General features: G+C 55.7%; 16 protein-coding genes. 6 read left to right on the top strand and 10 right to left on the bottom strand.

Annotated elements, in window-relative coordinates:
* The first annotated feature begins 187 nt into the window (after nt 1–187).
* Nucleotides 188–1,624: an aldehyde dehydrogenase gene (gene aldA, locus PanJK_RS06530; protein WP_265298178.1), complete on the top strand. Its 1,437-nt coding sequence runs from the start codon at nt 188–190 to the stop codon at nt 1,622–1,624.
* 375 nt (nt 1,625–1,999) lie between these two features.
* On the opposite strand, the gene PanJK_RS06525 is transcribed toward aldA, so the two are convergent.
* Complete coding sequence (locus PanJK_RS06525) at nt 2,000–3,274, bottom strand: MFS transporter (protein ID WP_265298176.1); 1,275 nt, start codon at nt 3,272–3,274, stop codon at nt 2,000–2,002.
* Nucleotides 3,271–4,692: a M20 family metallopeptidase gene (locus PanJK_RS06520; protein WP_265298174.1), complete on the bottom strand. Its 1,422-nt coding sequence runs from the start codon at nt 4,690–4,692 to the stop codon at nt 3,271–3,273. The genes PanJK_RS06525 and PanJK_RS06520 overlap by 4 nt, the downstream gene beginning before the upstream one ends.
* 148 nt (nt 4,693–4,840) lie before the next feature.
* Between PanJK_RS06520 and PanJK_RS06515 the strand changes: the two genes are divergently transcribed.
* Nucleotides 4,841–5,767 (top strand): LysR family transcriptional regulator, encoded by a 927-nt coding sequence (locus PanJK_RS06515; RefSeq protein WP_008108854.1) that lies wholly within the window; start codon nt 4,841–4,843, stop codon nt 5,765–5,767.
* 1 nt (nt 5,768) lies between these two features.
* Here the strand turns inward: PanJK_RS06515 and PanJK_RS06510 are convergent, their stop codons facing one another.
* Nucleotides 5,769–7,364, bottom strand: coding sequence for an ABC transporter substrate-binding protein (locus PanJK_RS06510; protein ID WP_265298561.1), 1,596 nt, complete (start codon nt 7,362–7,364; stop codon nt 5,769–5,771).
* Nucleotides 7,365–7,490: 126 nt separating this feature from the next.
* Between PanJK_RS06510 and pepT the strand changes: the two genes are divergently transcribed.
* The gene (pepT, locus tag PanJK_RS06505; protein WP_154156221.1) at nt 7,491–8,717 is read left to right on the top strand and encodes a peptidase T; all 1,227 of its coding nucleotides are present in this window, start codon (nt 7,491–7,493) and stop codon (nt 8,715–8,717) included.
* Between the two features lie 72 nt (nt 8,718–8,789).
* Here the strand turns inward: pepT and PanJK_RS06500 are convergent, their stop codons facing one another.
* Both PanJK_RS06500 and PanJK_RS06495 read right to left on the bottom strand, forming a co-directional pair.
* The gene (locus tag PanJK_RS06500) at nt 8,790–9,569 is read right to left on the bottom strand and encodes a transporter substrate-binding domain-containing protein (protein ID WP_008106371.1); all 780 of its coding nucleotides are present in this window, start codon (nt 9,567–9,569) and stop codon (nt 8,790–8,792) included.
* Nucleotides 9,570–9,585: 16 nt separating this feature from the next.
* Entirely contained in the window at nt 9,586–10,752 is a 1,167-nt protein-coding gene (locus PanJK_RS06495) for a methionine aminotransferase (RefSeq protein ID WP_265298168.1), read from the bottom strand.
* A gap of 126 nt (nt 10,753–10,878) precedes the next feature.
* Between PanJK_RS06495 and PanJK_RS06490 the strand changes: the two genes are divergently transcribed.
* Nucleotides 10,879–11,721 (top strand): LysR family transcriptional regulator, encoded by an 843-nt coding sequence (locus PanJK_RS06490; protein ID WP_265298166.1) that lies wholly within the window; start codon nt 10,879–10,881, stop codon nt 11,719–11,721.
* Here PanJK_RS06490 and PanJK_RS06485 read toward each other — a convergent pair.
* On the bottom strand, nt 11,718–13,385 hold the full coding sequence (locus PanJK_RS06485) for a methyl-accepting chemotaxis protein (RefSeq protein ID WP_265298164.1): 1,668 nt from the start codon (nt 13,383–13,385) through the stop codon (nt 11,718–11,720). The genes PanJK_RS06490 and PanJK_RS06485 overlap by 4 nt on opposite strands.
* A 213-nt stretch (nt 13,386–13,598) precedes the next feature.
* Nucleotides 13,599–15,116 carry a carboxylesterase/lipase family protein gene (locus tag PanJK_RS06480; protein WP_265298162.1) on the bottom strand — a complete coding sequence of 506 codons (1,518 nt, stop codon included), beginning with the start codon at nt 15,114–15,116 and terminating at the stop codon, nt 13,599–13,601.
* 192 nt (nt 15,117–15,308) lie between these two features.
* Between PanJK_RS06480 and PanJK_RS06475 the strand changes: the two genes are divergently transcribed.
* Nucleotides 15,309–15,743, top strand: a complete 435-nt coding sequence (locus tag PanJK_RS06475) for a DoxX family protein (protein ID WP_265298160.1) — start codon at nt 15,309–15,311, stop codon at nt 15,741–15,743.
* Nucleotides 15,744–15,794: 51 nt separating this feature from the next.
* Here PanJK_RS06475 and PanJK_RS06470 read toward each other — a convergent pair whose 3' ends face one another.
* Entirely contained in the window at nt 15,795–17,132 is a 1,338-nt protein-coding gene (locus tag PanJK_RS06470) for a VOC family protein (protein ID WP_256696510.1), read from the bottom strand.
* Between the two features lie 88 nt (nt 17,133–17,220).
* Nucleotides 17,221–18,555 carry an MFS transporter gene (locus tag PanJK_RS06465; protein WP_265298157.1) on the bottom strand — a complete coding sequence of 445 codons (1,335 nt, stop codon included), beginning with the start codon at nt 18,553–18,555 and terminating at the stop codon, nt 17,221–17,223.
* 322 nt (nt 18,556–18,877) lie between these two features.
* Between PanJK_RS06465 and PanJK_RS06460 the strand changes: the two genes are divergently transcribed.
* Nucleotides 18,878–19,798: a LysR substrate-binding domain-containing protein gene (locus tag PanJK_RS06460; RefSeq protein WP_008106387.1), complete on the top strand. Its 921-nt coding sequence runs from the start codon at nt 18,878–18,880 to the stop codon at nt 19,796–19,798.
* Here the strand turns inward: PanJK_RS06460 and smrA are convergent.
* Nucleotides 19,795–20,361: a DNA endonuclease SmrA gene (gene smrA / locus PanJK_RS06455; protein ID WP_154156237.1), complete on the bottom strand. Its 567-nt coding sequence runs from the start codon at nt 20,359–20,361 to the stop codon at nt 19,795–19,797. The two genes, PanJK_RS06460 and smrA, sit on opposite strands and share 4 nt — an antisense overlap.
* Nucleotides 20,362–20,511 lie beyond the last annotated feature (150 nt).

The following is a 20,511-nucleotide window of genomic DNA, read 5'->3' as shown; positions in this document are numbered from 1 at the left end:
GCTTGAATCGCTTCTAAGCCGCTGAAAGCACGGCATTTCGCCAGGAATGCTGCGTCTGTCGTGCTGTTCTTCCCTTCTTTGCCATCCCTTAAGTCGCATTGGCAATAACAAAAAGGTGCCACACCGCGATCTGTTTCACTCTGCACTTCACAAATCTTTAACGAAACCGATCGCGGAGAACCTGCACATGACAACACACCATCAACATTACATTAATGGCGCGTTTGTTGCCGATCAGAACGACAAGTGGATAGAAGTGATTAACCCGGCAACCGAGGCGTTACTGTCGCGCGTGCCGGAAGGCAGTAAACACGATGCCGCGCAAGCCATCGACGCTGCTGAAGTGGCGCAGCCGGGTTGGGAAGCGCTTCCCGCGGTTGAACGCGGCAACTGGCTGCGCAAAATTGCCGTTGCGATTCGTCAGCGTGAGCCGGAACTGACCGCCACTATCGTCGCCGAAGGCGGAAAAACCCAGGGACTGGCGCAAACCGAAGTGCTGTTTACCGCCGATTACCTTGAGTACATGGCCGAATGGGCACGCCGTTATGATGGCGAGATCATTAACAGCGATCGTCCCAACGAAAACATCTTTGTGTTCAAGAAAGCGATTGGCGTCACCACCGGCATTCTGCCGTGGAACTTCCCCTTCTTCCTGATTGCACGTAAAGCCGCGCCCGCGCTGGTAACCGGCAATACCATTGTTATCAAGCCCAGTGAGCTGACACCTAACAATGCGGCGATTTTTGCGCAAATCATCCATGAAATTGGTCTGCCAAAAGGCGTGATCAACTTTGTTTACGGCTATGGCCCGGAGATTGGTCAGGAGCTGGCTGGCAACCCGAAAGTCGGTCTGGTCAGTTTGACCGGCAGCGTCAACGCCGGTATCGCCACCATGGAAGCTGCGGCGAAAAACGTCACCAAAGTCTCGCTGGAGCTGGGCGGAAAAGCGCCGGCTATCGTCATGGATGATGCCGATCTCGATCTGGCGGTTAAAGCAATCGTCAGCTCCCGCGTAATCAACACCGGACAAGTGTGTAACTGCGCTGAGCGCGTTTATGTGCAGGAAGGCATTTACGACCGCTTTATCAGCGCGCTGACTGCCGCCATGCAGCAGGTGAAGTTCGGTAATCCGGCTGAGCAAAATGATATTGATATGGGTCCGCTGATCACCGCGGCCGCGCTGGAGCGCGTTGAGCAGAAAGTGGCAAATGCGGTCGCGGATGGCGGCAAAGTGGTGCTGGGCGGCAAGCGAGCAGGCAGCAAAGGCTTCTATTTCGAACCAACTATCATCACGGGCGTGCGTCAGGATATGGAGATCATGCAGCAGGAGATTTTTGGTCCAGTGCTGCCAGTGATGACCTTTAAAACCCTTGATGAAGCCGTAGCGCTGGCAAATGACTGCGAATACGGTCTGACTTCATCGATTTACACCCAGAACCTCAACACCGCGATGGTTGCCCTGCGTAAGTTGAAGTTTGGGGAAACCTACATCAACCGCGAGAATTTCGAAGCGATGCAAGGCTTCCATGCGGGCTGGCGTAAATCGGGCATTGGCGGTGCTGATGGCCGTCACGGTTTGGAAGAGTTCTTGCAGACGCACGTGGCGTATTTGCAGTTCTCGTAGGATCGCCATTCATGGCGTAATGCTTGTCAATTAAGCCAACGACGAGGGCGCAGGCCGGTGGCACTTTTGGTCCGGCGGTCCTCGCGCCGCTAGCGCGGTACCTTCACTTCGCTCGTCTGCCTGACGGACCGGTGAAGACGGGACGTCCTTGTCCCGGCTCCACCTTTCGCCCGCGTCCTGCGGGCTCTCCTGGCTTCCTCGCTTCGTTCAGCGCTGCGGATTGCCTGCCCAAAAGTGCCCCCGGCCTGCTTTAAAGCTTCAGTGCGTGTTTCTGAAAAGGGCAGATGTGTCAGAGCCCGCACCAGATTTAAAGCAAAATGGTTTCTTAACGGACAAGCATTACGCCATAAGTGGCGACTTGTAACCCTGAAACCTTTATAAAACCAGCCTCTGGCTGCGCAGCAGCGCCAGGCCGCTTAACACCGACATCGCCATCAGATAATAACCAGGCGCCAGACTGGTGCCGGTCACGCTAATCAGCAGTGTACAGATCAGCGGTGCAAAGCCACCAAACACCGTCACCGCCACGTTATAGCTGATCGCCATGCCACTGGCTCGCGTACCAATCGGGAACAGATCCGCCATCACTGATGGCACTGTTGAGAAGTAGATCGACTTCAGCAGCGCCATCCAGCACACCAGCAAAATCAAGGTAGTTGGCGTGGTGTGATCAACCACCAGCTTAAATGCCGGATAGATGGTAACGATCAGTAGAATCAACGATCCCCACATCAGCGGCACGCGCCCTACGCGCTCTGCCCATAACCCCATGATTGGCGTGACCACCGTCAGAATCACGCCCGCCAACAAGGTGGCGGTAAACGCTACGCTGCCTGACAAGTGCAGGTTTTTAGTGGCGTAAGTCGGCACATAGTTGAGCATGTAGTTCACCGCAGTCGAGATCACCATCAGGCCGATTGCTAACAGCATCAACTCCTTCTGGCGGCCAAACAGACTTTTTAGCGGAGCGGCTTCCGGTTTATGCTCAGCAAAGCTCGCCGGTTCATGTACATGACGTCGAATATAAATCCCCAGCGGACCAATCAGCAGGCCGAAGGCGAAAGGAATGCGCCATCCCCAATCCTGAATCTGGCTTTCGCTGAGAATCTGCGTCAATCCAAGGCCAAACGCCGACGCCATCAATGTACTGGCGCCCTGCGTGGCGAACTGCCAGCTGGCGATAAAGGCTTTACGCTCAGGGAAATGCTCAACCAGGAACGCCGTCGAGCTGCCAAATTCGCCGCCGGCAGAGAACCCCTGCACCAGACGCGCCAGCAAAATCAGCAGCGGTGCCATCAGCCCAATGCTGCTGTAGCTCGGCATAAAGGTGATGACCGCGCCGCCGAGCATCATCAGGTTAATCGATAACAGCAGCGCTTTTTTACGACCGTGACGATCGGCATAGTTGCCCAGCACAATCGCGCCCAGCGGACGAATCAGGAATGACACACCAAAGCTGCCAAAGGTCAGCAACATCGAGACCGACGGATCGCTGGTGGGAAAGAAGGCATGCGCAATATAGCTGGCAAAAAAGCCGTATACAGCGATATCAAACCACTCCAGCGCATTACCAATACAGGTGGCGAACAGCGTTTTGTGCAGATTGGGTTTTGCCGCGCTCAACGGCATCGCCGTATTCAATGTACTCATTGGCCACCTCCAACGTGCGCACGATGCTTCGCCACCAGTTCTGTTCCCTGCTCGCCCAGATCCCACAGCAGACGCGTCATAATCTGCAAACCTTCGCGGGCAATCGATTTCAACATATGCTCGTTAACGCCATGCTGGCCGCAGGCCGGATACGAGTGCGGCACCCACAAGGTTGGCAAGCCGAGAATGTCCGAGAACACTTCATTGGGCAGCGAGCCGCCGAGATTAGGCAGCAGCGCCGGTTTCTTGCCGCTGGTTTCCGCCATGCTGGTCAGCACCCAATTGACCAGCGGATCGGTGGGATCAAGGCGTGTCGCGGGCGATCCGCGCATAAACTCCACGTCCACATAGTCAAAACCGTGCTGATGCAGATGGGCGCGCACATGCTGGGCGAGGTTTTCCCAATCGGTGCCCACCACAAAACGCAGCTGACAAACCGCCGTAGCGCTGCCCGGAATCGCATTCATTGGACGCGCCGGATTGCCGGTCAGGAATGACAACACTTCCAGCGTGTTCCAGCCATACAGGCGTTCGGTTGGCGTCAGTCCCGGTTCGCCCCAGTTCACGTCAATATCGGGATCGCCCGGCATGCCGCCGACCTCGATATCGCCGAGAATATCGCGTACCTGCGGCGTCAAAGAGTTGGGTTTTAGCGCCTCAACCTGCAACACGCCCTGCGCGTTGACCAGCGAGGCGATGGCGTTGGCCAACTGCGTACCCGGATTGCTCAACAAGCCGCCCCAGTTGCCAGAGTGATAAGCGTTGTCACGCGCGTTGACAGTCAAACGGAAGTTAACCGCGCCGCGTGAGCCCAGGAACAGCGTGGGACGAATCGCGTTGAGGCGCGGACCGTCTGAGGCAATAAACAAATCGGCTTGCAGCAATTCGCCATGCTGCTCGCACAGCTGCGCCAGTCCCGGCGAGCTGATCTCTTCGCCCATCTCGAACAACATTTTGCAGTTGAAGCCCAGGCTTCCACCGCGCAACTGATACACCTGCTCCAGCGCAGCCAGATTGACGCAGTGCTGGCCCTTGTTATCGGCGCTACCGCGCGCATACCAGCGATCGCCCTCTTCAACCATCTGCCATGGCGATAAGCCGTCGCGCCAGTTTTCATCATCACCAAACACCACATCGCCGTGACCATAGCTGAGCAAGGTTGGCAGCATTGGGTCTTCGATGCGTACCGCCACGAGGAACGGTCGATTAGCGGCTTCCGGGTTGTCGATGAAATGCAAGGTAAAGCCCAGTGCAATCAGCTGCGGGCCGATCTCATCCTGCAAATAACGCTGTAGTTCGCTGTCACGATCCTCGCGCTGGCTTTCGGTGCGTTGCGCCACGCGACGCGCCAAAATACGTTGAAATTCCCCGCTGTCAAAATACGCGGTGGCCTGTTGAACCGCCTGTTGTGCTGTCATGTTTGCCCTGTCTTTTATTGTTTTGTCGTTGATTCATCTTTGCGGAAACGCTGCTTTGCCACAATTATCAATTTATCGAGTAAGATTTGCTTTTAAGGCAAGGCTCGCCTGCCCGATTTCGAGGCATGCACCACCATGAGGCACCCGCATGTTAAGCAGTGAAATCCGCTATTTTCTCGCCGTGGCCAATACCGGCTCGCTCAGCGCCGCCAGCGAACAGCTGTTCGTGGCGGTGTCGGCGATCAGTCGGCAAATTCAGCGACTGGAGAATCAGGTTGGCGTGCCGCTGTTTGCACGTCATGCGCGCGGCATGGTGTTGAATGAAGCGGGCGAAATTTTCGCGCATCACGTACGCAAGAACCTGTTGGATATGGAGTACGCGCTGGCGGAGATTAAGGGGCTGAAAGCGGTGCGCCGTACATTGATTCGCGTCGCCTGCACCGATGGGCTGGCGTTTACACTGCTGCCACGTTTGATCGCGGATTTTCGCAATGACAATCCGGGCGTGCTGTTTGATGTGAAAGTCGCCAGCACCCAGGGCGTGGCGGAAGCGCTGCGCAACGGCGAGTGTGACGTAGCGCTGCAGTTTAGTCTGCACGCGGAACGTGGTGTGGAAGTGATGGGATCGTGGCCGGCACCAGTGTTAATCGTTATGCACCAAACGCATCCGCTGGCGACCGCGCCGCAGGTCACGCTCGCCGATCTCAGCCACTATCCGCTGGCCTTGCCGCAGCAAAACACCACCGTGCGGCAACTGTTTGAGCTTGCCAGCCACATGAATGGCAGCCTGGTTGAGCCGGTGATGACCTGCGATACCTTTTCGATGCTGTTTCAGTTTTTGCTGCGTACACCGCAGGCGGTGACGATTTGCAGCGCCTTTACCGTGCTGCAGGAGGCTGAAACGCACGGTTTGATTTTGCGCTCAGTGGGCATCGATCAGCTGAGCCAGCGCACTTTGCAACTGCAGACGCAATCAGGGCGACCTCGCAGTGCCGCCCTGAATGTGTTTCTCTCCTTTTTACTGCAACAGCTGGACGCGTTAGAGGAACCGCTGCGCCAGCGTTGGAAGCCGTAACTCAGTTCTTGATATCCACCGGATAGAAGATGTGTTTACCGAACGGATCGACCTGATAACCGCTCACCGACTTGCGTACCGGCTCAAAGATGGTTGAGTGCGCAATCATCACCGCGGGCATTTGGTCATGCATGATCTGCTGCGCTTGCTGGTACAGCACCACGCGTTTGTCGTGATTCTGCTCGGCACGCGCTTCGGTGATAATCTTCTCGAACGGCTGATAACACCATTTCGATGAGTTGGAGCCGCCATTCGCTGAGGTGCAGCTGTAGAGCGGGCCGAAGAAGTTATCCGGATCGCCGGTCGCGGTGGTCCAGCCCATCAGCGCCGCCTGATGCTCGCCGCCTTTCACGCGCTTGAGGTATTCGCCCCACTCATAGCTGACGATATTGGCTTTGATGCCCACTTTGGCCCAATCCGCCTGAATCATCTCCGCCATTCGTCGCGCGTTCGGATTATACGGTCGCTGGACCGGCATCGCCCACAGCGCGATTTCGGTGCCTGGCTTGATGCCCGCTTCCTGCAGCAGTGCTTTGGCTTTCTCCGGATCGTAGTCGTAATCCTTCAGATCTTTATCCGCACTCCACACGTCCGGCGGCAGGATGTTTTTCGCCACCGTGCCGGTGCCTTTAAAGATGGCATCGATAATCGCTTGCTTGTTGATCGCCATCGCCAGCGCCTGACGCACCTTCACGTTATCCAGCGGCGCTTTGGTAGTGTTGAACGACAGGAAACCGGTATTCAGGCCCGATTTCTGTTGCAGCGTTAAATCGGGATTGGTGCGCATCTTCTCCAGATCGGCCGGATTGGGGAACGGCATAATCTGGCATTCGTTTTTTTCCAGCTTGGCGTAACGCACCGAGGCGTCCGGCGTGATGGAGAAGACAATGCGATCGAGCTTCGCCTTGCCCTGCCAGTATTCCGGGAAGGCTTTGTAGAGGATGCGTGAATCTTTTTGATACTGCACCAGCTCAAACGGTCCGGTGCCAATCGGCTCCATATCGACCTTCTCCGGCGTGCCGGCTTTTAACATCTGGTCGGCGTATTCTGCCGAATGAATCGAGGCAAAATACCACGCCAAATCGGCGAGGAATGGCGCTTCAGCGTGAGCTAAGGTGATGCGCACAGTATTGTCATCGACTTTTTCAATGCTGGTGATCAGCTTGGCCAGCTCAAGGCTTTCAAAGTTGGCGTAGTTACCACCAGAGACATTGTGGTACGGGTTTTTGGGGTCCATCTGGCGCATAAACGAGAAGATCACGTCATCGGCATTAAAATCGCGCGATGGCTTAAACAGCTTGTTGCTCTGGAATTTCACCCCTTTGCGTAGATGGAAGGTGTAGACCTTGCCATCCGGGCTGATATCCCAGCTCTCAGCGAGGCTGGGCACCAGTTCGGTGGTGCCGGGCGTAAAGTCCACCAGGCGGTTAAATATCGGCACTGCGCTGGCATCGACGCTGGTTCCCGAGGTGTACAACTGCGGGTTGAAGTTCTCTGGCGATCCTTCAGAACAGTAAACCAACGTTTTTGCCGAAACCCCGCCCGCAACCGCCAAGCCGATTGCCGTGAGAGTGAGATTTGCCATCATTTTTTTCATCATGATCCTCGCTTTTTATTGACTTCCATGAGTCTGCTTCGTTATTTAATGTTCATCTGATTAATAAATAACATGATTTAACCAGCACGCGTACTACAGACGCCGCAATGCTAATAAGGAATTGTGATGACAGACCAACTTGCCAGCCAATTGACCCAGCGTTTCTACCGTTATCTGGCGGTTTCCAGCCAGAGCGATGCCAAATCAACTACGCTGCCGAGTACGCCGTCCCAACATGCGATGGCGGAGTTACTGGCAAAGGAGCTGGGCGAACTGGGATTGCAGGATATTGTGATTGACCAGCACGCTACGGTCACGGCGGTGAAACCCGGCAATCGTCCAGATGCGCCGCGTATCGGTTTTATCACCCATATCGATACCGTGGATGTTGGCCTCTCGCCGGATATCCATCCGCAAACTCTCACGTTCACCGGTGAAGATCTGTGCCTTAACAGCACGCAGGACATCTGGCTGCGCGTGGCGGAACATCCGGAAATTAAACCCTATCTCGGTCAGGAGATTATCTTCAGCGACGGCACCAGCGTGCTGGGCGCCGACAACAAAGCCGCCGTCACGGTGGTGATGACGCTGCTGGAGAACCTGCGTGGCGATCACGGTGATATCGTGGTGGCATTTGTGCCCGATGAGGAGATTGGCCTGCGCGGCGCCAAAGCGCTCGATCTGGAGCAGCGCTTTAACGTCGATTTTGCCTGGACCATCGACTGCTGCGAGCTGGGTGAAGTGGTGTATGAAAACTTCAATGCCGCCGCCGCTGAGCTGGTGTTTACCGGCGTGCCAGCGCATCCGATGTCGGGCAAAGGCGTGTTAGTCAATCCGCTGCTGATGGCGCATGACTTTATCTCGCGCTTTGATCGCTTAAAAACCCCTGAACATACCGAAGGTCGCGAAGGCTATATCTGGTTCAACGATATGAATGCCAACGCCAGCCGCGCGGTGTTAAAAGCCTCGATTCGTGATTTTGATTTGCAGGGCTTTGACGCGAAGAAACAGCAGCTGGTGGAAGTGGCCGACGAAATTGCCGCGCGTTATCCCACCGGCCATGTCGCGCTGACCATTAACGATACTTACAGCAATATCAGTAATGCGATTGGCGAGGATCGTCGCGCGATTGATTTGATTTTTGCCGCGCTGCAGCAGGTGGGCGTGGAGCCGAAAGTGATCCCGATGCGCGGCGGCACTGACGGTGCAGCGCTGTCAGCAAAAGGATTACTGACGCCGAACTTCTTCACCGGCGCACACAATTTCCATTCGCGCTTTGAGTTTTTGCCGGTTCCCTCGTTTGTGAAGTCGTATCAGGTTGCTGAAGCGCTGTGTTATTTAGCCGCGAAATAAAAGAAAAAGGTCGTCATAAATGACGACCTTACGATTGGATTGGGGTCGCCAAACATGGCGACCTTTTTAACGTTATTTGCTGGCTGAAACATCAATCCCAGGGAAGAATTTCGCCGCCAGTTTGGTGACCGTGCCATCGGTCTGCACCTTGGTGATCGCCGCATCCAGCTCTTGTTTCAGTTTGGCATCGCCTTTACGCAGGCCAAAACCAATACCTGTACCGAGAATGGTGTCATCTTCTACCGGCTTGCCGACAAAGGCGAAACCTTTACCCTGCGGCTTTTCAAGGAAGCCCGATTGACCGGCAGCAGACATCACCAACGTGCCGTCAAGACGACCGGCAACCATGTCGTTATAAACCTGGTTCTGATCCTGATATGAAGTCACTGTAACGCCCTGCGCTTCCCAGTGCTTCTTAGCATACGTTTCCTGAATCGAACCCTGCAGCACACCGATGTTTTTGCCTTTCAGTGATTCGGCGGTTGGCAGCAGCTTCTCACCCTCTTTCACGATCAGCATGGTCGGAATGCGGTAGATCGGTTTGGTGAAGTCGATGCTTTTTGCACGCGCTTCAGTGATGTTCATCGCGGAGTTGATAGCATCAAATTTTTTCGCCTGCAGAGCCGGAATCAGGGCATCAAAGCTGCTTTCCACCCATTTACAGTCGAAGTGACCTACCTGGCAAATCGCTTTACCCAGTTCGATATCGAAACCTTCCAGTTCGCCCTGCGCGTTGCGGCTCTCAAATGGCGGATACTGCGATTCCAGACCATAGCGTAAGGTTTCCTGCGCCAGCGCGTGCGCCGAGGTCAGCATGCCCAGAGCGACAAACAGTGCGTTCAATTTTTTCATTATATTTACCCCTAAGTTACCCTTTGACCTGGCAGAGCGCTTCTGCACCGGCCTGAAGTGTTGCGTCGTCTTTTGCGAATGACAGGCGAATTAATTTATTGTCAGTGCCGTCCATATAAAACGCCGACAACGGAATGGTGGCCACACCGTGATCGACGATGAGACGTTTTACCATTTCGCTATCACTTTCGTCACTGAAATGTCCGTAGCTGGCCAACATAAAGAACGAACCGGCACTCGGTAGCAGCTTAAATGGCGAATCCTGCATCAAAGTCAGCAGGCGATCGCGTTTTTCCTGATAGAACGGCGACAGCTGCAGATAGTTTTGCGGGTTTTGCAGATAGTGAGCAAAACCGACCTGCATCGGCGTATCGGCGGCGTACATCATGAACTGATGGACTTTGACGATCTCTTCCATCAGCGCTGCCGGTGCCAGCGCATAACCCACACGCCAACCGGTTACGTGGAAGGTTTTGCCGAAGGAGGAAACCACCACGCTGCGCTGCGCCAGTTCCGGATGCGTTGCCATGCCGCAGTGCTTACGGCCATCAAACAGAATATGTTCGTAGACTTCGTCAGACAGCACCACGATATCGGTGTTGCGCGTCAACGCGGCTAACTGATCCAGATCCGCCGCTGACAGCACCTGCGCGCTAGGATTGTGCGGCGTGTTGATGATGATCATGCGGGTGCGCGGCGTAATGGTGGCGCGCAGTTCGTCCCAGTTGATGGCGAAATCAGGTACCTGCAACTTCAGACCAATCGGCGTAGCGCCTTGTAGACGGACCACCGGCGCGTAGCTGTCAAAAGCCGGTTCGAAGAAAATCACCTCATCACCCGCATGCACCAGTGCGGAAATCGCCATGTAAATGCCCTGGCTGGCACTGCCGGTGATCAGCACTTCGCTACCGGCATCATATTGCTGGCCATAAAGTGTGTGCACTTTCTGCGCCAGCGCTTCTCGCAGTGACGGCAGGCCGGTCATTGAGGCGTATTGGTTATGACCGTCGCGCATCGCCTTACTCACCAGCTCAACCAGGTGCGGATCGCACGGGAAGTTGGGTGCGCCTTGCGACAGATTGATGGCTTTGTGTTGCGCCGACAGCTGACCGATGACGCTAAAAATCGTCGTGCCGACATCGGGCTGTTTGGATGAGAGGTTAACACTGCTATTCAGGGTCATCGGTGCCTCGTGAGGTTGCATAACCACGTATCGAATGTAGATTTCTATTCAACGGCGTGCGGCTTGAGTCGACAAGCGAATTGTTGTCATAATAGCCATGATTAAAAATCATAGCTTGAGGTTGTTATGTCCCGCTCTGCTCTGCCGCTCAATGCCATTCACGCGTTTCTGGTGACCGCGCGCCATCTCAACCTGACGCGAGCCGCCAGCGAACTGTGCATCACCCAAGGCGCAGTGAGTCGTAAAATCGCCACGCTAGAAAGCTGGCTGGGATTCGCGCTGTTTATCCGTCACGCTCGTGGCCTGCATCTCACCGAACAGGGCGCGGCGCTGTTGCCGGAATTGAAGCAAGGTTTTGCCATGCTGGTGAATGCCACAGAAAAAGCCAGCCGCAGTAACGCCGCCATTCGCCTGAAAGCGCCCACCTGCGCCATGCGCTGGCTGGTGCCGCGTCTGGTGGCGCTGGAACAGCAGCGTCCGGATATTCACGTGGCGTTGACCACCACGCTCGATCATGGCTCGCAGTTGGATAATTTTGACGCGGCGATTGTGTTTGGCCCAACGCCCGCCGGATCGATTTGCCTGTTTGAGGAGCGTTTAACGCCGGTGATGGCCAGCAGCGTCACGCCGCCGAGCCAGATTGGCGAACTGGCGAAGTTTACTTTTTTGCATCCAACGCAGGATTCACGCGACTGGCAGCTTTGGCTGGCCGAATTGGATGCCGCATTACCGATGGCGCGCAATCAGCATTTCGCTACCATGGATCTAGCCATTAGTGCCGCGATTCAGGGATTTGGCGTCACGGTGGCGGATGTGACTTTAGTGCAGAACGATGTGTTGAATGGCCGACTGATTGCGCCATTTGCCGCCAGTGTGGCCACCGGCGCGAGCTACAGCCTGTTACAGCGGGCAGAAAAAGATGCGCCACCGTTCCTGCCGGAACTGGTGGCGTGGTTATCAGAGGTTTAGAAAGAGACCCATTCGTCAGAGGCCGGTTTCGGCTGCGTAGGAACTGCGCCTGCCAACACCGGACGACGCAGTGCAGTTGGCGAAACCACAGCCTTATTCACCGGCGCGCTGTCCGACAAGCGGAATTTCGCCACCGAAGCTTGCAGCTCCTGCGTTTGGCGCTCCAGCGCGCTGGCGGCGGCAGAAACCTCCTCAACCAGCGAGGCGTTCTGCTGGGTGACGCTGTCCATTTCGGTGACGGCGGTGCCGACCTGCGAAATGCCTTTGCTCTGCTCTTCCGACGCTGCGGCAATGTGCTTCATGATCTCATTCACATCCTGCACCGACTTAAGAATGTCGTGCATGGTGCTGCCCGCGCTGCTCACCAGCTCCGAACCTTTTTCCACGCGCTGCACGGAATCTTCAATCAGTGTGGCGATCTCTTTCGCCGCACCGGCGCTGCGCTGCGCCAGATTGCGCACTTCGCTGGCCACCACGGCAAAACCTCGGCCCTGTTCACCGGCGCGCGCGGCTTCCACTGCGGCGTTCAGTGCCAGAATATTGGTCTGGAAGGCAATGCTGTTAATCACGCTGGTGATTTCCGCGATCTTCTTCGAGCTGCCGGAGATACCTTGCATAGTGGTAACCACCTCACCCACCAACTTGCCGCCCTGCTGCGCGGTGCCGGTGGCGGTTTCTGCCAGCGAGCTGGCCTGACGCGCGTTGTCGGCGTTGAATTTCACGGTGGCGGTCAACTGCTCCATACTGGCCGCCGTTTGCTCCAGTGCGGCCGCCTGCTCTTCGGTGCGCGAAGAGAGATCGTTGTTGCCGGAGGAGATCTCCGCCGCGCCGCGATAAATGTTTTCGGTTCCACTGCGAATCGCGCTTACCGCTTCGCGCAGGCTGTCCTGCATGGCACGCAGCAGCGGCACCAGTTTGCCGACGCAGTTACGGCCAAACTCTTCCACCGGCTGGCTCAGATCGCCCTGCGCAATAATAGAGAAATGGTTGCGGATGCGTTCTAGCGGTTTCACCAGCATCGCCACCAGATAGCGATCGGTAAACAGCAGGATGAACAAGCCAATCACTACCGCCACCAGAATGATCACTTTGGTGATGCTGGTGAGCTTATCAACAATGACGCGCGTCTCATCCAGCTTGCTACCAGCGGCTTTATTGAAGGCTTCAGCGCTGGCACCAAACGCGCGGCTCAGCGGCGGCGTGACGTTATTGGCTTGCGCGCGATAGGCTTCAACCGTGCCCTGCTGCGCCAACGAAACCTGCGGGGCGATACCTTCATCCAGCAGTTTTTGCCAGTTGGCAATAACGCTATTGGCGGTCTCCGCGTCCATCGGACCCGGCGCCATGGCTTTAAACTGCGCCAGCAGGTTTTTCATATTGTCGAGCGCTTGCTGTACCGGCGCGAATGCATCAGCACTGACTGCATTGCCCGCAGCACGACCTTCCATCACACGCGACAGACGCGTAACCACACGAAAATATTGATCGTTTCCTTTGCTCAAAACCGTCATTTGATTAACCAGCTGGCGGTCAATCTCGTTGCCCTCGCCGAGGGCGTTCAGTGAGTGGACGCTAAACAGCCCAACGGCACACCACAGCAGGCAAAACAGCCCAAGAATGGTGAGCAATACGGCGCGGATGGTGAAATTTTTTAAGATACCCATACATAATCCCGTGGTGTGAAACGCGAAGGAGGCCCGATAAAATCGGGCATATTGCGTTTATCGGCATCGGATGGGGAAAATGTAACGGTTTTGTAAGCTAATTAATTGCTTACTGACGCAGGTGAGGAAAAGGCGCTTTTATGATTAATCAGCAAGATAGGCGAGAATTTGGCTTATAAATTCATTTGCCTGCTTACACCATTAGCAGGCTCATCAAAGCTTAACGTGGCTGCGCATCATTAAACGGAACAAACGCAGCCGTCCACGCATAAACCGCGCCTTTACCACTGCCTGGGCTTTGCCCTGATCGCCTAACGCCAGCGTCAGATCGTTGCCCGGTCGCCAGACTGGCCAATCAACCTCGCCGGGCAAGTGCGCGCTGAACTCGCTGGCTTCCCGCGCGAAGGTGACCCAATAGGCGCTGACTGCGCCGGCGAACGCTTTATCCTGCTCGCTGTAGCTGCGTTCCGCTGACGGCGTTAGCGTATCCAGCGTGTTGAAGACATAGGGAATTTCATTGCCGTGCCAGGTACCGTGCGGATAGAGATCGCGCGCATTTTCAGAGACGTAATCGAACCAGTAACGCCATGCGGGCATGCCGATATTGTGCTGCGCCTGAGCGACCATAAACGGTAACACCGTGAACGCCATATCGCGCGCCACCGCGCGTCCCAGCAGCGCATCATCATGAATGTCGTACAGCCACTTCATCAGACGATAACTGACGCGGTTCTTACTGCGCATCTGCCGCAACACCGCCGTGGCATCCACGCCAAAATAGTCCAGCACGCTGGCTTCATCACTGTTGCTGCCGATCATTAACGGGATGCGATGCTGCTTACCGCTCATGAAGGTGGTTAGCATCGGTTTTGGCAACACCGCATCGCCGCTGATGGGCACCGGGCCGAGCGCCAGCGGGCGTTCTAACGGCCAGAATTGTTCGGCGGGTAGCTCGCGCAGCTGCTCGGCGCTGGCATCTTCGGGTAAAGAAAAATGCGCCGCCACCTGCAAACCGATTTGCTGTGCCTGCTTTTGCGGGATGTCGGGCAAGCTGTAGGCGCTTTGTACAATGCCTTTGTGAAACAACGCCTCGGAGAGTGGCGAGCAGCACAGCGATAACACGCTGCGCGCGCCGGAGGATTCACCAAATAGCGTCACGTTATGACGATCGCCGCCAAAGGCAGGAATGTTGCGCTGAATCCATTGCAAGGCGGCAATTTGATCGAGTAAGGCAAAGTTGTTGATCACGCGCCCGGCGGGATATTGCGCATCTAGCGCCGGATGAGAGAAGAAGCCGAAGTGGCCAAGGCGATAGTTGAGCGTTACGACGACGACGCCTTGCGCCGCCAGCGCTTTGCCGCGATAGGGATCGAGATGGCCCGCGCCGATGGCAAAACCGCCGCCGTGCAACCAGACCATCACCGGCAACGGCCGCGATGGCTCGACATCCGGCGTCCAGATATTGAGGTAGAGACAATCTTCACTGAAGCGACCGGGATCGCCACCGCCAGCGGCCACGCAATAGTCACGGTTCTGCCAGCTTGCCGTGCCCCATTCAGTTGCATCACGCACATCCTGCCACGGTTGCACCGGCTGCGGCGGTCGCCAGCGTAAAGCGCCTGTGGGTGCGGCTGCGTACGGTATTCCTCTGAAGACAAAAAGATCTTCGTCCATCAGGCCCCTGAGTTCACCTTCTGCGGTCATGATCCTCAGACGTCGTTCATTTTTCATCTCGGGTTCCCTGATAATGCATCGTTCCATTATTTGCAGGCCTTGGACGAATGTCCATGTTCTCAAAGCATTTGCAGATTATGCCGAACCGTGGCGCGATTCTTTGAACAACTCCATCAAATATTTTGGCTAACCCCATTGAGACCAATTGTTTTAAGGTTGCAAGTTAACCTGGCGCGACGGAGAAACACCATGTTGGTTGGCATTAACCAGATGTTCAATCGGATGTGCGATCACCCGGATTTCGGCAAACTGCTGTTACGCCTGACGTTTGGCGGACTGCTACTGTTTCATGGGGCGTTCAAGGTGGTGCATGGCGTGGGCTGGATTGCGCACATGCTCGCCGTCAAAGGGATGCCAGGTTTCATCGCTTACGGTGCTTACATTGGGGAAATAGCGGCACCTGTAATGGTGATCATCGGATTACTGACGCGCCCTGCGGCGTTCATTATTGCGGTGAACATGATTGTTGCGACTCTGCTGGTAAAAATGGGCGCTGTCTGGCATCGCACAGATGTCGGAGCCTGGGCGCTGGAGACAGAAGCTCTTTACCTGCTGGGCGCGCTCGCCATTATGTTTTTGGGTGCCGGGAAGTACACGCTGGTGCGTGACGCGCGCTTGCAATAACCACAAGAAAAGCAGCCGGTCTGCTGAATTTCAGACCGGCTGTAACATTTCTTACGCTACGCCACAGCGCTCAAGACTGCGCTGCTGCATCTGCTGATACAACGCCATCTCATCCTGCACCGCTGTACCAAGCGCGCTTTCAAAATCCGCCCGGCTGGCATTACCTGCGCTGCGCGTTTGCGCCACATCGCCCAGATTTGACTGGAAAATCCCCGCTGCGCTCACCGGCAGGAAATCCTCGTAAACGATCGGTTCGGCGCTCAATCGCCCTTCTGCCAGCAACTGCGTCACGCTTTCGCCCGCGCGTGGCGGCAGATGCTCGCCTTTGTCGGTCAGGCGATAGCGGAACCAAGCCAATTGCTGTTCGCGCAAGGTCTCTTCGTCATCGGGGAAGTCACCAAACACCGCGCTGAGATGTTGCTGGTGATGTTGGTTATCGCTGCCGGTACCGGCTTCGGCCAGCAAACGATCGTAAAGTTCGCGCCCTTTCGGCGTGAGCGCTGCGCCGCGCTGTTCAATCTCACCAAAGCGCGCGGTATGCGTGCCCGGCGTGCCATCATTAAAGTGCACCGCTTCTTCCAGGGCTTTGAAGCTGGTCTGGCGCAGTAGAATCGGCACTTTGCGCTGCGGCGGGCCTTCAATCAGGGTTTTGGGATCGATACCGCGTGACGGCATCAGTGATTGCACGCGATCGATATCTAGCGTGCGCGGCGTTAAATGATTGATGTGGCAACCGCGGAAACACACCACATCGGCAATCAGACGATGCTGCTGGCTCAATGCGCGATAGGTGGCGCTGTCTACGGTGGTGTGCGCATGCCAGCGGAAAGTTTCCAGCGCTTCCTGCACGAAAGTCGCCGCATCCGCTGCGTTTAAACCGCCCTGCTGCTGATGCTTAGCGATCAAGGCACGGCAACCCGGCGTAAAGATATCGCGCGCGGCGAGAATCGTAGCGGCCTTCTCACGCAGCGCCGCATCATCAATAAGTTCGAGACGCAGCAGCGAGGTGAACACGCGGAACGGATTGTGGCGCAATGCGCGGTCGCTGACCGGACGAAACGCCGTGGAGTGCACCGGCACACCGGCTTGCGACAGGTCGTAATATCCCACCGCTTCCATGCCCATCACGGCAAACATCTGGCGCAACGTTCTGAGTTCATCGGCCTTGCCGACACGAATCGCACCGTGACGCTCGACGCTGAGGCGACTCAGCTCATCAGCAGCCGACAAGCGGTTTTTCAACTCGGGATTGGCTTCCAGCGTACGTTCATTAACGGCGGTGACCAACTGCGTCAGCGTGCCGTATTGCGGCACTTCCTGCTGATACATGGCCGACATGGCCTGCGAGAACAGCGTGCGGATGGCATCGCTGCTGAGAAAGTTTGGCATCATCATCACCTTGGGCTTACGGGTTGTTGCTACTGTAGATCAACCCTTTAGCGGCGGGTAACAATTTCGTGGAACTGTGATCGCCTTGTCACTCGGTGAGGTTTGACTGGTCACCAAAGCGACATTTCAGCACCAGCATGAGGGTGGTTAATACCGCAGGAATCGCCAGCAGCAGGAAGATCTGACTGAACGTCCAGCCGAGCGTTAACAACTCAGCTCCGACAAAGGCGCTGATGATGGCGCCGATGCGGCCTACGCCGTGCATCCAGCTCGAGCCGGTGGCTCGGGCGTGTGTGGGATAATAACTGGCGGAGAGCGCATTCATGCCGGTGTTGGCACCGTTAAAACAGAAGCCGCTGCAGAAAGCGATGGCGCTCATTAAGCCAACCTGCGCAGGAGAAAAACCCAGCGCCACAATGGCAATGCCGCCGCAGAAATAGATCACCGCCAGCGCCAGATTGGCGTTGATGCGATCCATCAACCAACCGGCAAACAGCGAGCCAATGGTTCCACCGGCCTGATACATCGCCGTGACAATCGCCGCTTCCGTCACCGACATGCCAAGCGTGCTGATCAGCGAAGGCATCCAGCTGCCAATCAGATAAACGAGGAACAGCCCCATAAAGTAGCCGCCCCACAACATCAAACTGCCAAACAGATAGCGGCGCGACACCACGGTTGCCACAGAACCTTTTCGCGCGGTTGGCAGCTCAGTGCTTTGGTAATGGCTTCCCGGCTGCACGGTGCCGGGCAGCATACGTTCGAGGATGGCGTGAATGTGTGCGGCAGGCGCACGACGGCTAATCAGGAAACGTACCGATTCCGGTAAGCCGCGCACTAAAAAAGGCAGCACCAGCAGCGGCAGCACGCCGCCCATCAGCATGACGGAGTGCCAGTCATAGCGCGGCAACAGCCACGAAGCGGCAAAGCCACCGGTTGCGGCTCCAAAGGTAAAGCCACAGAACACCACGGTAATAATGAAGGAGCGACGACGTTCGGGCGCGTATTCGGCCACCAAAGTGCCAACGTTAGGCATGGCGGCGCCAAGCCCTAAACCGGTGAGAAAGCGGAACAGCATCATCTGTTCGATGTTCTGCGCCATCGCCGTGGCCAGCGTCCACAGGCCGAAAAACAGTACGCTGATCAGGATCATCACGCGGCGACCATAACGATCGGCCAGCGGCCCGGCCACCATCGCACCCAATGCCAGGCCAATCAACGCCGCGCTGATCACCAAGCCGAGTTGATGATTAGTGACGCCCCAACTGGCTTTCAGCGTAGGCGCAATAAATCCCATTAGCGCAATGTCCATGCCGTCTAGCGCCACCACCACGAAGCACAGCGCGATTAAGCGCTTTTGCCAGCTGCTAAGCGCACTCTTATTGATAAGCTGGCGAACATCTACTGCTTCAACGCTGGTCACGTAACGACTCCTGCACTTTTAACCGTTGAGGGCATCAGTTTTAGTAAAAAAAACGGCGCTTATCATAGCTCATCGTTAACAATATCGGGCACTGTTTTTGGATGTAATTGAGAATTATTCAGCTTTTATCGAATTATGTTGTTGATTTTACGTAAGCTGAATATTCGACAAAAAGTGTCATTTGCAGCATTACGCTTAAATTCAGCAGGTTAGGCATAAAGGTTGTGTCGCGGCATTTTTGTTAATATAAATTTGCAGGCAAGTTAACATAATTAACGTTTCCTCATTGCTGCTTCTCGTCATAACTCATTATGTTGGGCGTATGGACAAAAATATCCTTTTCAATCAGCGCATTCGCTTGCGTCATTTACATACCTTTGTGGCGGTAGCGCAGCAAGGCACGCTCGGTCGTGCCGCTGAAACGCTCAATCTGAGCCAGCCTGCTTTGTCGAAAACACTGAATGAGCTGGAAGAGCTGGCAGGCGCGCGGCTGTTTGAGCGCGGACGGCTCGGCGCGCAGCTCACCACGCTGGGCGAACAGTTTCTGATTCATGCGGTGAAAGTGCTGGATGCGCTCAATCATGCGGGTCAGAGCTTTAACGCACAGCAGCCTGGTCGCCCGGTGGTGATTCGCCTCGGTGCGCTGACTACGGCTGCGATGGGCATGCTGCCGCAAATTCTCGATCGCTTCCATGAACAGCAACCCAATACTACGGTGCAGGTCGCGACCTTGCACAATAACGTGCTGTTGGCCGGTTTACGTGCCGGTGAGTTTGATGTTGGCATTGGTCGGATGGCGGATAGCGACATGATGGCCGGACTAACCTATGAATTGCTGTTCCTGGAATCACTTAAACTGGTAGTGCGCCCGGATCATCCGCTATTAAGCGAAAACGTTATGCTGTCGCGCGCGATGCAGTGGCCAGTGGTGATTTCGCCGGAAGGCACCGCACCTCGTCGTATTGCGCAGCATATGCTGAATGAGCAAGGTTGTACCTTGCCAGCAAACTGCGTCGAAACCTCATCGACATCGCTGGCGCGCCAGCTGGCGCTGCGTTACGACTATGTGTGGTTTGTGCCTTCCGGTGCCATCAAAGAAGATTTAAATCACGATGCGTTGTGCGCGCTACCGATTGCCTCGCCGGGGCCAGGCGAACCGGTTGGTATTATAACGCGCAGCGGCAGCCCGCTAAGCCTAAGCGCCGAAGTGCTGATGGCGACCATTCGTAAATTCCACAGTTAACGACTGTGTTTGGCATGACGTTCACGGTTCTCAAGGCGCGCCTGTTCGGTTTTGCGTAAACCGACATAGAGCGCGCCCGCCCCACCATCTTTCGGCTGTGCGGTGCAAAAGGTCTGCACTTCTGCAAACTCCTGCAACCAACGCGCCACATAGCTGCGCACAATATTGGCGTGCGACTCATCGTCACGCCCTTTGCCATGAATGATCAGCAGATTGCGCAATCCATGTTTGTTGGCTTGTTGCATAAAGCTGAACAGCGCCTGACGACAGGTTTCAACCGGTTGACGCAGCAGATTAAGGCTGGCTTCCGGCGGATATTTGCCTAGCCGCAGCTTATCCAGCACGCCTTGCTGTACGCCCTCAACCTTAAATTCCAGCGGTGTTGTCAGTGGAACGATGTCGAGAAAGCCACGCGTAAGGAAATTTTCCTGCTCGTCACTTTCCTGCGGCGCGCGTGGCGCTTTAGGCGAAGGGGCGCGTAGCCATTGGGTGTTAGCGCAGTTTTTTAATGGTGTTACATCACCCATGGCATCGCGGAAAAGGTCTTCATCATCAAGGTTCATGGTGTTTCCTCTCGCCTGGTGTTTACCTGAGCGTCCAAATCGACGCCAAAGCAAAAGAGTAGCAAAGGATTATTGGCAAAACATCTGTCACTTTTTGCGCTGTATTAAGCCATGTCTAACTGTAAACCTGGCAACAAAACGTTCCAGATC

It is taken from the genome of Pantoea sp. JK (assembly GCF_026130245.1).
GTDB lineage: Bacteria > Pseudomonadota > Gammaproteobacteria > Enterobacterales > Enterobacteriaceae > Pantoea > Pantoea trifolii.
The sequence above is the reverse complement of the archived record's forward strand: the minus strand, read 5'-3'. Positions and strand labels throughout refer to the sequence as shown.